Source organism: Mycobacterium heidelbergense, from assembly GCF_050205645.1.
Lineage (GTDB): Bacteria > Actinomycetota > Actinomycetes > Mycobacteriales > Mycobacteriaceae > Mycobacterium > Mycobacterium heidelbergense_A.
Genome location: NZ_JBNMQT010000002.1, coordinates 294,672 through 307,385, shown reverse-complemented (window position 1 = coordinate 307,385; position 12,714 = coordinate 294,672). Strand labels below are relative to the sequence as shown.

The following is a 12,714-nucleotide window of genomic DNA, read 5'->3' as shown; positions in this document are numbered from 1 at the left end:
CTAGCCGTCCACGTATTCCGCCGCGCCGTCGTCCAGCACCACCCGGGTAGCCCCATCCTCGCCGCCGTTGGCGGCAGAAGACGCCTCGGTGCGGAACACCGCCTTGCCCGGCTCGGTCCGCCAGATCAGCGTCGTCAGCGTCTCGCCGGGAAACACCGGCGAGCTGAACCGCGCATCGATCGAGGTGACGTTGGCGGCGACACCCTTGCCGAGCTCTGCGACCAGCGCCCGGCCCGACACTCCGTAGCTGCACAGCCCGTGCAGGATCGGCTTGGGGAACCCGGCGAGCTCCCGCGCGAACCACGGGTCGCTGTGCAGGGGGTTGCGGTCACCGGACAGCCGGTAGATCAGCGCCTGGTCCTCGCGGGTGGGCAGCGGGATCCGGACGTCGGGCTCGCGGTCCGGAAATTCCGGCGCGACCGGCCGCTGACCCGGCTGCCCCCCGAATCCGCCCGCGCCCCGGATGACGAAGGTGGTCGACGCTTCGGCGATCAGCTGCCCCGAGTCCGGGTCCGTGCCGCGAGAGCGCAGCATCACGACGGCGTTCTTGCCCTCGCCCTTGTCCTGAATGTCGGTGACCTCGGAGACCACCGAAAGCTTTCCCGCCGCCGGCAGCGGCGCATGCAGCCGGATGCCCTGCGATCCGTGTAACAGCATGGCCCAGTTGAACTTTCCGATCTTGCCCGCCGCCCCGAACGCGGGGCAGCAGATCACCGCATAGGTGGGTAGCACTTGTTGGGGGGTGTCGTGGCTGTTCTCGGTGGTGAACGACAAGTCGTCGATCCCGCAACCGACGCCGAGGGCATACAGCAGCGTGTCCCGGTCGGTCCATTCGAAGGTCATCGGTTCGGTCACCGCACCGACGGCACTCGGATCAATCGCCATACGAGCATCCTCTCCCGTGGAAATTCGGCTTTTTCTGCACTCAACCATCGCAAACCCTTCCCACCGACACGGTGGGCAGGGCAGGCTATCGCCATGCGCAATCGCAGCATGATCTGGAAGGCGGCCAGCGTGCTTGCCGCAACGGTAATCGTCGGTGCCTGCGGCGGGTCGGCGCAGGCGCACAGCATCACCCTGACCTTCATCCGGAACGCGCAGTCCCAGGCGAATGCGGACGGGGTCATCGATACCGGTATCCCGGGCCCCAGCCTCACCGCCGAAGGCAAGGGGCAGGCCCAGCAGGTGGTACACCAGGCCGGCCACAACCAGTACGACAGCGTCTACGCCTCGGAGATGGCGGAAGCCCAGCAGACCGCCGGGCCGCTGGCCAGTGAACTAGGCAAGCAGGTCGAGGTGCTGAACGGCCTGCGGTCGATCAATGCCGGCTGGTACAACGGCAAACCCGAAACGATGTCGAGCTCGACGTACATGCTGGCGCCCGCGGACTGGATCAACGGCGACCTCCAGAACAGCATTCCGGGGTCGGTCAGCGGCAAACAGTTCAACGACCAGTTCACCGCTGCGATCCAGAAGATCTACAACAGCGGCCACCACAATCCGGCGGTTTTCTCGCAGGGCACGGCGATCATGGTGTGGACGTTGATGAACACGAAGAACGCCAAGACCAGCCTGCTGAGCAGCCATCCCCTGCCGAACATCGGCCGCGTGGTCGTCACCGGCAACCCGGCGGACGGCTGGACGCTGGTGGACTGGGACGGCATCCGCAACTTCACCTGAGCGGCACCGGGCCGCCCGAAAGCGGTACAGATCACGGTTGACGTGCGCGGCACCAACCGCCACCATGGCTGCATGCGGTATGTCGTTACCGGCGGTACCGGGTTTATTGGTCGCCGCGTCGTAGCTCGCCTGTTGGAAGCACGCGCCGACGCCGAGGTGTGGGTGCTGGTCCGCCGCCAGTCGCTGGGCCGCTTCGAACGCCTCGCCGCCGAGTGGGGGGAACGGGCGAAACCACTGGTCGGCGAGCTCCCGGAGCTGGCGCTCAGCGACGAGACCGTGGCGGAGCTGGGTCGAGTCGCCCACGTCGTGCACTGCGCGGCGATCTACGACCTCACCGCCGGCGAGGCCGAGCAGCGGGCCGCCAACGTGGAGGGAACCCGCGCCGTCATCGAGCTGGCGCAGCGGCTGGGCGCCACGCTTCATCACGTGTCGTCGATCGCCGTGGCCGGTGACTTCGCCGGCGAGTACACCGAGGACGACTTCGACGTCGGCCAGCAGTTGCCGACGCCGTATCACCAGACCAAGTTCGAGGCCGAGTCGCTGGTGCGGTCGGCGCCCGGGCTGCGCTACCGCGTCTACCGCCCCGCGGTCGTGGTCGGCGATTCACGCACCGGCGAGATGGACAAGGTCGACGGGCCCTACTACTTCTTCGGAATATTGTCCGTGCTGGCCCGCCTTCCCAAGTTGACACCGATCCTGCTGCCCGACACGGGGCGCACCAACATCGTCCCGGTCGACTACGTGGCCGACGCGCTGGTCGCCCTCATGCACGCCGAGGGTCGAGATGGGCAGACCTTCCACCTCACCGCGCCGAAAACCATTGGGCTGCGCGGCATCTACCGCGGTGTCGCGAAGGCGGCCGGGCTGCCCCCGCTGCGTGGGTCACTGCCCCGCTCGGTGGCGACGCCGGTGCTGAAGGCCAGTGGGCGCGCCAAATGGATGCGCAACATGGCGGCCACCCAGCTGGGGATTCCCGCCGAGATCCTCGACGTCGTCGACCTGAAACCCGCATTCGTCAGCGACGAGACCCGGAAAGCGTTGCGCGGCACCGGCATCGAGGTTCCCGAGTTCGCGAGCTACGCCCCCAAGCTGTGGCGGTACTGGGCCGAGCACCTCGACCCCGACCGCGCGCGGCGCGACGACCCGACGGGACCGCTGCAGGGCCGGCACGTCATCATCACCGGCGCATCGAGCGGCATCGGCCGCGCGTCGGCCATTGCCGTCGCGGAAAAGGGCGCGACGGTTTTCGCGCTGGCCCGCAACGCCGACGCGCTGGATCAGCTGGTGGCCGAGATCCGCGCCAACGGCGGCCAGGCGTTCGCGTTCACCTGCGACGTCACCGACTCCACCTCGGTGGAACACACCGTCAAGGACATCCTCGGTCGCTTCGACCACGTCGACTACCTGGTGAACAACGCCGGCCGGTCGATCCGGCGCTCGGTGGTCAACGCGACTGACCGCATGCACGACTACGAACGGGTGATGGCGGTCAACTACTTCGGCGCGGTGCGGATGGTGCTGGCGCTGTTGCCGCACTGGCGCGAGCGCCGGTTCGGGCACGTCGTCAACGTGTCCAGCGCCGGGGTGCAGGCCCGCAATCCGAAATACAGTTCGTACCTGCCCACCAAGGCCGCGCTGGATGCGTTCGCCGACGTCGTCGCGACGGAGACGCTGTCCGACCACATCACGTTCACCAACATCCATATGCCGCTGGTCCGCACGCCCATGATCGTGCCGTCGCAACGGCTCAACCCGGTCCCGGCGATCAGCCCCGAGCGCGCCGCCGCCATGGTGGTGCGCGGGCTCGTGGAGAAACCGGCCCGCATCGATACCCCGATGGGCACGCTGGCCGAGGTCGGCAACTACTTCACGCCGAGGCTGTCGCGGCGGATCCTGCATCAGCTCTACCTGGGCTACCCGGATTCGGCCGCGGCCCGCGGGCTGCCCACCGACGCGGGCGCGGCGGCGCCAGCACGCCGTAAGCCGAAGCGTCCGGCGCGAACCGTCACCCGCGGGATCCGGACACCCCGCCCCGTCAAGCGACTGGTGCGATTGGTGCCCGGAGTGCACTGGTAAATCCGCTAGTTGCGTTTGGCCGCACTGGATCGCGGTATTCCCGACCGATGGCCCGGATTACTTCCGACCGGCGCACGCACGCCGACCCGGTGGCCGTCGCGGCGGAGCAGCTCACCGGCACGGGCGCGGCCCTGATTCCGTCGTTCGATGTGACCCGGAGCCTCGGGGTGGGCCGTGAAGCGTGGACGCGCTTTGGCCGGCACTGGCAGGACCTGGTGCCCGACCCCTACGCCGCGGAGCTGGGCGTGGTGCGGCTGCGCCGCTACGGCCAGTACCTGTTTCGCGACGGGGTTGCGCGACGGATGCCCGCCAACACCTTCGCGCAGCCGGACGACTCCAATCCCCTCTACATCAACCGGGGTCGCGACTTCGAGCCGCTGACCGACGCGTTCGGCCAAGATCCCTTGCTGCACAAGGTGATCAAGCTGCTGGCCCGCTTTGCGGAAGCCCTGGACGACGCGGTCAACTGGAACGTCAAGGTGCATCCGTTCCGCGTCCGATCCACCGGCGACGGCGGCCATCCGACGCCCGAGGGCATGCACCGCGACGGCGTCACCCTGGTCAGCGCGCTGATGATCGGACGCCGCAACGCCATCGGCGGCGAGAGTTCGGTGTGCGACCTGGACGGTCGCCGGTTGCTGACGACCACGCTGGCCGAGCCCGGGACGTTGCTGCTGGGCGACGACCGCCGGACCCTGCACGGTGTCACCCCGGTCCGGCCCATTGACGGCCCCGCGCCGGCGCAGCGCGATGTCCTGGTGATCACGTTCGCGTCCCGCTGGCCCTGAGCGGCCCGGTAATCTTGCCGCGGTGAAGCCCGTTTTCGTCGACGTCGACACCGGTGTCGACGACGCGCTGGCGCTGATATACATGCTGGCCAGCCCGGACGCGGACGTGGTCGGCATCGCCTCGACGGCCGGCAACGTCGCGGTGGATCAGGTGTGCGAGAACAACCTGGGTCTGCTCGAATTGTGCGGGGCCACAGACATACCCGTGTCCAAGGGAGCCCAGCAGCCGTTGAGTTGTCCGTTGCGCTCCGGGAAGGCGCACGGCCCGAAGGGCATGGGGTACGCCGACTTGCCGCCCACCGGCCGCCTGCTCACCGACTACGATTCCGCGACCGCCTGGGTGCGTGCGGCGCACGCCCACCCCGGGGAGTTGATCGGCGTGGCCACCGCGCCGCTGACCAACCTGGCGCTGGCGCTGCGCGCCGAGCCCGCGCTTCCGACGCTGCTGCGCCGGCTGGTGATCATGGGCGGCGCCTACGACTACCGGGGCAACACCAATCCGGTCGCCGAATGGAACATCAGCGTGGACCCCGAGGCCGCCGCCGAGGTGTTCGCGGCCTGGTCTAAAGCACTTGACCCCCAACGACTTCCGATCCTGTGCGGGCTGGATCTCACCCAGCACATCGCGATGACGCCGGAGATGCTGGCGCGGCTGGCGGCCGCGGCCAACTCGACCACCACGCCGCTGAGCGCCGACGACGAACGCGGCACCCGCTCGACGGCATCGAATCCGCTGATCCGGGTGATCGAGGATGCGCTGCGGTACTACTGCGAGGTCCACCACGACCACACCCACGGATACGTGGCACATCTGCACGATCCGCTGGCCGCCGCCGTGGCGCTGGAGCTGGAGCTGGTGACGACCCGGGCGGCGACGGTCGACGTCGAGCTGGCCGGGACCCTGACCCGCGGCATGACCGTCGTCGACTGGTCGGGGCGCTGGGGCCGGGAACCCAACGCGCACATCGGTATTGGCGTGGATCCCGCAGCGTTCTTCGACCGGTTCATCGCACGGGTTGGGAGGTTCGCGCGCGAGACCGATGAGTTCAGGCGACGCGGAATTGCTCGAGATCCGCGTCCTTGACGGTCAACCCGTGTCCGGGCGCGGTGCGGTCCGGGCGCAGTAGGCCGCCCGGCTCGGGATCGATGGTCCCGTCGAACGCGAGCCGTTCGATCCGCACATGGTCGTGGAAATACTCGAGGTGGCGCAGGTGCCAGATGGCGGTGCCGACCTGGGCGCTGATCTGCGGCGCGCAATGCAGCGAGAGGTCCATGCCCCGCGCGTCGCACAACGCGGCAACCTTGAGCACGCCGGTGATGCCGAGGGCCCTGGTGACGTCGGCCTGCAGGCAGTCGACCGCGCCCGCGGCGAGCATCTGATGGAAGTAGGGCAGGTGATACCCATATTCGCCGGCCGCGATGTCCATGCCGGCCGGACCGCGCTCGCACAACTGGCGTAATCCGTCGAGATCGTCGGAGGACACCGGTTCTTCGAACCACCGCACGTCGTACTCGGCGTAGCATTCGGCCCACTGCAGCGCCTGCTTGCGGTGATAGGCCCCGTTGGCGTCGACGAACAGCTCGGTGTCGTCGCCGATTGCCGCCCGGGCGGCCGCGACGCGACCGGCGTCGGCGTCCGGGTCGCGGCCCACCTTCATCTTGACCCGGGGAATGCCGGCCTCGACCCAGCCGCTCAGCTGCGCGCGCAGGGCATCGTTGTCGTACGACGTGAACCCGCCGCTGCCGTAGATCGGGGTGGCGTCGTGCACGGCACCGAGCGCGACGACCAACGGTTCCTCCAACAGGCGAGCGCGTAAGTCCCACAGCGCGATGTCGAGCGCCGAAATCGCCTCGGCGACCACCCCCGGCTTGCCGAGGTTGCGGACCGCGTCCTGCATCTGCGCCCACCGCGCCGGCGGTTGCAGCGCGTCCGCGCCCGTGAGTACGTCGGCCAGCTTGGAGCACACGACGCCGACGACGGGCGTGCCCGCGTAGGTGTAGCCGACCCCGACCTGTCCGCCGGCGCGCACGCTCGTCAGGACGAGGGTCGTCGAGTCCCACTCCAGGGTGCCGTCGGACTCCGGCGCGTCGGTCGGGATCGAGTAGGCCGAGGCCTCGACGGATTCGACGGGGATCGGTGAACTCGCACGCAAAGCCATGCTGGATGACTACCCGCGCACCCACCGGACACACCCGATAACCAGCGTCTGCGCCGTTTGACGGCCATATCCGCGGGTAGCCGACGAATTGTGGCCTCCGGCAATCGTTGCTATGGGTAGCTGTCCGGACCGAAGGGAGCGATTATGAACCTGCTCAGGGCCGACGAGGTGCGGACGATCCCCGCCCGCCCGGACACGCGCTTCGTCGCCGGAATGGCCGCCGTCGACAAGATCAACGTCACCGGCCTGGAGAACCAGCTGCGCCGGCACGTCACCGGCGAAGTGCGGTTCGACACCGCCACGCTGGCGATGTACGCCAACGACGCGTCCAATTTCAGGCAGGTGCCGATCGGGGTGGTGGTGCCCAAAACGCTGGAGGACGTCGTGCAGACGGTCCGGGCGGCCCACGCCTACCACGCCCCGGTCCTGTGCCGCGGCGGCGGCACCAGCCTGTCGGGCGAAACCGTCAACGTGGCTGTGGTGATCGACTTTTCGAAGTACCTCACCGACATCATCGACATCGACCCGGCACGCCGGCTCGCCACGGTGCAGACCGGCGTGATCAACGAACAACTCAACAAGGCCACCGGCGAACACGGGTTGGTGTTCGGCCCCGACCCGTCGTCGCACTCGCGGTGCACGCTGGGCGGCAACATCGGCAACAACTCGTGCGGGGTGCACTCGATCCAGTCGCACCTGTACGGCCCCGGACCGCGCACCTCCGACAACACCCAGGAGCTGGACATCGTCACCTATGACGGGGCGCGGTTCACGGTCGGCGTCGACGAGGAGAAAAACCTCGACGCCATCATCGCCGCCGGCGGCCGCAAGGGCGAAATCTATGCTGCGCTACGGGATTTGCGCGACGAGTACGCCGAGGACATCCGCAAAGGCTTTCCGTCCGTCGACGAGCTGCCGCGGCGGGTGTCCGGCTACAACCTCGACGAGCTGCTGCCCGAGAACGGCTTCAACGTCGCGCGGGCCTTGGTGGGGACGGAGAGCACCTGCGCGGTCGCGCTGACGGCCACCGTCATGCTCACCCCGGCGATGGACCACCGCACCCTGGTTGTCGTCCAGTACGACTCGATCGGCGAGGCCGGCGACGTGGTGCCGGAGATCATGGCATGGAAGCCGATCGGTCTCGAGGCGGTCGACCACCTGCTGGTCCACAACCAGGAGCTGACCGGCGTCAATTCCGCGGGTCGAGCGGCGCTGCCTCGGCCCAAGTCCACCGGGGCGTGGTTGTTCGTGCAGTTCGGGTCCGACGAGCCGGGCGAATCACTGCGCCGCGCCGAGGAATTCGCGGGCTGGCTGCGCAAGAAGCAGGGCTACGACGACGATCGCATCGTGCTGTCGCGAAGCAAGCAGGACGGCGGGAACAGCGAGGAACTGTGGGCGATCCGCGAGGCCGGCCTGGGGTCGACGGCGTTCCCCGCCGATAGCGGCGATCACTGGCCCGGGTGGGAGGACTCGGCCGTGCCGCCCGCGCGGGTCGGCGACTACCTGCGCGATCTACAGCGCCTCTACGCCGACCACGACCTGCGTGGCGCCATGTACGGGCACCTGGGCGAGGGCTGCATTCACTCCCGGATCAGTTTCGACCTGCGGCACACCGATGGGCTGCGCACCTACCGGCACTTCCTCGAAGCGGCCGGGGACCTGGTGGCGTCCTACGGCGGCTCGATGTCCGGCGAACACGGCGACGGTCAACAGCGCGCCGAGTTGCTCGGCAAGCAGTACAGTCCGCGGTTGATCGAGGCGATGCGCAAGTTCAAGCTGATCTGGGACCCCGAGTGGAAGATGAACCCGGGCAAGGTGATCGACGCGTATCGCTTCGACGAGAACCTCAAGCTGGGCACCGACTACAACCCGCCGCGGCCGCAGGTGAAATTCGCCTACTCCGAGGATGACGGCGACTTCTCGCACGCGGCGCTGCGCTGCGTCGGGGTCGGCGAGTGCCGAGTGCCCGAGGCGACGTCCACCATGTGTCCCAGCTACCAGGTCACTCGGGAGGAGATGCACTCGACCCGGGGTCGGGCGCGGCTGCTGTTCGAAATGCTGCGCGGCGAGGTGATCACCGACGGCTGGCAGTCCAACGAGGTGGCCGACGCGCTGGATCTTTGCCTGGCGTGCAAGGGCTGCACCAGCGACTGCCCGGTCAACGTGGACATTCCCACCTACAAGGCCGAATTCCTCTACCACCACTTCCGGTCGCTGCGCCGCTGGCGGCCGCGCTATGCCTACGCGTTCGGGTTCATCGACCAGGCCGCCCGGTTGGCCAGCGCGATGCCGGAGCTGGCAAACCTCGCCACCCAGACGCCGGGCCTCTCGCGAATAGCCAAGGCGCTGGGCGGAATTGACCGGCGCCGGCCGCTACCCACCTTCGCACCGATGACGCTGCAGCAGTGGTTCGCCGCGCGTCCGGTCGTCAACGCCGGCGGCCGGCGGGTGATCCTGTTCCCCGATACCTTCAACAACCGCCTGCACACCGACGTCGGCGTGGCCTGCGTCGAAGCGATCGAGGCCGCGGGCTGGCGGGTCGTCATGCCCATGGGCCACATCTGCTGCGGTCGCCCACTGTACGACTACGGCTTCCTCGACGCCGCGCAGCACTACCTGACCCATGTCCTGGACCGGTTGCGCAACGAAATACGCGCCGGCACACCGGTTGTCGGGATGGAACCGAGCTGCCTGGCCGTCTTCAAGGACGAGCTCAAGAAGCTGATGTCGTACGACGATGACGCGGACCGGTTGGCCCGCAACAGCTATCACTTCGCTGAGTTCCTCACCTCGTTCGACATCGAACCACCCAAGGTACGCGGCGGGCGGGTCCTGTTGTGGGGTCACTGCCACCAGCGCGCCACCGGCGGTGTCGACGCCGACGAAAAGGTGCTCGAGAAAATGGGCCTCGACGTCGAACCGGTCTCCGGTGGGTGCTGCGGGCTGGCCGGCTCGTGGGGATTTGAGCAGGGCAAGTACCAGATTTCGCTCGACTGCGGCGAGCAGGCGCTGTTGCCGGCGATCCGGAAGAATCCGGACGCCCTGGTGGTGGCCAACGGGTTTTCCTGCCAGACCCAGATCGGCGACTCCGGCGCGGCCAGCGCCGTGCACCTGGGTCAGGTCATGGCCATGGCCAACGGCTCGGCCGACATCCGCTCGGCCGCTCCCCCGGACCGGCCCCGACCGGACCCGCGGACGCGTGTTGCCCGGGTGGCCATTCCGGCGGCGGCCTTGGGCGCGGCCGCGGCGGCCGGCGCGCTGTTGACGCGAAAGATCTGGCCCACAAGCGATTAGGAAGGAATCCGCCCATGGCTTTCGCCGAGTATCAGAACGAACTTTACGAACAAGGCCAGGCGGGCCGCCAGCCGCCCTACCCCATCAAGTTCGCCGACCTGGAGGCCAAGGCGGCCGCTGCGATGCCCCCGAAGGTGCTGGGGTACGTTGCCGGTGGCGCCGGCGACGAGCACACCCAGCGGGCAAACGCCGAGGCCTTCAAACGCTGGGGCCTGTTCCCCCGCATGGGCATCGCCCCCGAGGAGCGCGACATGTCCGTCGAATTGTTCGGCATCACCCTGCCGTCCCCGATCTTCATGGCGCCGATCGGGGTCCTCGGGGTCTGCGCCCAGGACGGGCACGGCGACCTGGCCGCGGCCCGGGCGTCCGCCCGCACGAGTGTGCCGTTCTTTGTGGGCACGCTCACGTCCGACCCCATGGAAGACGTCGTGCGCGAACTCGGCGATACCCCAAGCTTTTTCCAGCTCTATACGCCGCCCGACCGTGAGATGGCGGCCAGCCTGGTGCATCGCGCCGAGGCGTGCGGCTTCAAGGCCATCGCGGTCACCCTGGACACCTGGGTCACCGGGTGGCGCCCGCGCGACCTGAGCGCCGGGAACTACCCTCAGGTGCCCAGTGGGTGTCTGGCCAACTACACCTCCGATCCGGTCTTCCGCGCCGGCCTGCAACCGGGCGAGGACGCCACCGAGGCGGCGGTGCGCAAGTTGCCGATTTTCGGTGGCCCGTTCCGGTGGAGCGACCTGGAGTGGCTGCGGTCGGAGACCGCGCTGCCGCTGATGGTGAAGGGCATCTGCCATCCCGACGATGTCCGTCGCGCCAAAGACATTGGCGTGGACGACATTTACTGTTCCAACCACGGCGGCCGGCAGGCCAACGGCGGGCTGCCCTGCCTGGATTGCCTGCCCGGCGTGCTGGAAGCCGCCGACGGGATGCCGGTGCTGTTCGACTCGGGCGTGCGCAGCGGCGCCGACATCATCAAAGCCCTGGCGATGGGCGCGACCGCGGTGGGGATCGGCCGCCCCTACGCCTACGGCCTGGCGCTCGGCGGTGTCGACGGTGTGGTGCACGTGCTGCGCTCCCTGCTGGCCGAAGCGGATCTGATCATGGCCGTCGACGGCTATCCCTCGCTGAAGGACCTGACGCCGGACGCATTGCGGCCCACCGGATAAGCACCGTCACTCGTAACTCCCCTCGAGATACCAGCGCCGCTGGCGGTAGCACAGCAGAAACGCTCGCTCGTCCTCCAGCAAGACCTGGGCGCGGGCGGCGCGGCCCTTGGCGTCAGGATCCCACCACCGCTCGTCGACCGGCCACGGCCCGGCCCACCAGCTCAGCCGCTCGTCTCGAGCGTGCACGGTCAGCCGGACGGGGTCGGCCGAGAACAGCCCCCGTCCGGTCACCCGTATCGGATTGCCTTGGGCATCAAGCAATTCCACCGGGTCGTCGAGCAGGACCGCGGGCGACGGCTCGGGCAGTTGCCCGGGCCACGGCAGGCCGGGGTCGGCGCTCGGCACCGGCTCGTCGCCCAGCGGTGTCAGCGTGATGCGTTCGGCGGGCCCGCGGCCGCCGGAGAGCACCGGAACCCGCACCGCCTCCGGGCCGAGCAGGCCCTGCACCCGCACCAGCGCCCGGCGGGCCCGCAGCCGGTCCTCCTCGCCGAGACCGCCCCATAGCGGCAATTGCAGCGCCTCGGCGGACACCACCTCCACCGCCTGCAGCCGCAACAACGTCACCGCCGCCGTGGGCCGGTCCTGCGCGGTCCGATTGCTCAACCACCCGTCCAGCTGCCAGCGCACCCGGTCGGCGGTGGCGTCCTCGGTCAGCGGCTCGGCGCACCGCCACACCCGTTGCAGCTCTTCGTCGTTGGCGGTGACGGCGTGGATGGCCAGCCGGGTGCAGCCCACTCCGGCGGCCATCAGCATCTGGTGCAGTGTGCCGGCCAGCGAGCGTCCGGCGAATGCCGCGGCATCGACCCGGTCGATCGGTGGATCGCAGTCCAGGACGGCCTCGAGTTCCGGTGGCGGCTCCCGCCCGGACGGGCCCCGCTCGGGTTCACCGCGGGCGAAGCGGTGCGCGGTCACCCCGTCGGCGCCGAACCTGGAGGCCACGTCGGTGCGGGACAGCGCGGCGAACTGCCCGATGGTGCGAATCCCCATCCGCCACAACAGATCCGTCAGCTCTTCTCGCCCCGGACCCGACAGGCTCGGCTCGGTGGCCAGCTGCCTGATCGAGAGCACCGACAGGAACTTCGCGTCGCCTCCCGGTTCCACGATCCGACCCGCGCGCGCGGCGAAGACCGCGGTGGACAACTGGTCGGCGATCCCGACCTGACACTCGGCGCCGGCCGCGGCCACCGCGTCGATCAGCCGCTCGGCGGCCTTCTCCTCGGACCCGAAATAACGGGCCGCGCCGCGCACCGGCAACACCAGAAGGCCGGGCCGCAGCACCTCGGCGCGGGGCACCAGATCGTCCACCGCCGCGATCACCCCTTCGAAGAAGCGGGCGTCGCGGTCGGCGTCGGCGGTCGCGACGTGCAGTTGCGGACACCGGGCCGCGGCCTCGCGGCGTCGCAGCCCTCGGCGCACTCCCACCGCACGAGCGGCCGACGAACAGGCGATCACCCGATTGGCCAACGTCACCGCGATGGGAGCAGTCGCGGGCAGGTCCGCTGACGCCGCCGCCGCGACCGCGGGCCAGTCCATGCACCAGATCGCCAG

Annotated in this window: 9 protein-coding genes; 6 read left to right on the top strand and 3 right to left on the bottom strand. The window is 69.1% G+C overall.

Annotated features, from left to right (window positions below):
* Nucleotides 1–885 carry a MaoC/PaaZ C-terminal domain-containing protein gene (locus tag ACQI5H_RS03055; protein WP_427077926.1) on the bottom strand — a complete coding sequence of 295 codons (885 nt, stop codon included), beginning with the start codon at nt 883–885 and terminating at the stop codon, nt 1–3.
* A 93-nt stretch (nt 886–978) separates the two neighbouring features.
* Here ACQI5H_RS03055 and ACQI5H_RS03050 point away from each other — a divergent pair, with 93 nt between their 5' ends.
* From ACQI5H_RS03050 to ACQI5H_RS03035, 4 genes are all read left to right on the top strand, one after another.
* The gene (locus tag ACQI5H_RS03050) at nt 979–1,680 is read left to right on the top strand and encodes a histidine phosphatase family protein (RefSeq protein ID WP_427077925.1); all 702 of its coding nucleotides are present in this window, start codon (nt 979–981) and stop codon (nt 1,678–1,680) included.
* A 72-nt stretch (nt 1,681–1,752) separates the two neighbouring features.
* Nucleotides 1,753–3,756, top strand: a complete 2,004-nt coding sequence (locus ACQI5H_RS03045; RefSeq protein ID WP_427077924.1) for an SDR family oxidoreductase — start codon at nt 1,753–1,755, stop codon at nt 3,754–3,756.
* 47 nt (nt 3,757–3,803) lie between these two features.
* Complete coding sequence (locus tag ACQI5H_RS03040) at nt 3,804–4,544, top strand: 2OG-Fe dioxygenase family protein (RefSeq protein ID WP_427077923.1); 741 nt, start codon at nt 3,804–3,806, stop codon at nt 4,542–4,544.
* A gap of 22 nt (nt 4,545–4,566) precedes the next feature.
* Nucleotides 4,567–5,628 (top strand): nucleoside hydrolase, encoded by a 1,062-nt coding sequence (locus ACQI5H_RS03035; RefSeq protein WP_427077922.1) that lies wholly within the window; start codon nt 4,567–4,569, stop codon nt 5,626–5,628.
* Here the strand turns inward: ACQI5H_RS03035 and ACQI5H_RS03030 are convergent.
* Entirely contained in the window at nt 5,591–6,703 is a 1,113-nt protein-coding gene (locus ACQI5H_RS03030; RefSeq protein ID WP_427077921.1) for an enolase C-terminal domain-like protein, read from the bottom strand. The genes ACQI5H_RS03035 and ACQI5H_RS03030 overlap by 38 nt on opposite strands.
* 144 nt (nt 6,704–6,847) lie before the next feature.
* Between ACQI5H_RS03030 and ACQI5H_RS03025 the strand changes: the two genes are divergently transcribed.
* Nucleotides 6,848–9,997, top strand: a complete 3,150-nt coding sequence (locus ACQI5H_RS03025) for an FAD-binding and (Fe-S)-binding domain-containing protein (RefSeq protein ID WP_427077920.1) — start codon at nt 6,848–6,850, stop codon at nt 9,995–9,997.
* A gap of 14 nt (nt 9,998–10,011) precedes the next feature.
* Nucleotides 10,012–11,166 carry an alpha-hydroxy-acid oxidizing protein gene (locus ACQI5H_RS03020; protein WP_427077919.1) on the top strand — a complete coding sequence of 385 codons (1,155 nt, stop codon included), beginning with the start codon at nt 10,012–10,014 and terminating at the stop codon, nt 11,164–11,166.
* Nucleotides 11,167–11,172: 6 nt separating this feature from the next.
* Here ACQI5H_RS03020 and ACQI5H_RS03015 read toward each other — a convergent pair whose 3' ends face one another.
* Nucleotides 11,173–12,699, bottom strand: coding sequence for a DNA polymerase Y family protein (locus ACQI5H_RS03015; RefSeq protein WP_427077999.1), 1,527 nt, complete (start codon nt 12,697–12,699; stop codon nt 11,173–11,175).
* Nucleotides 12,700–12,714 lie beyond the last annotated feature (15 nt).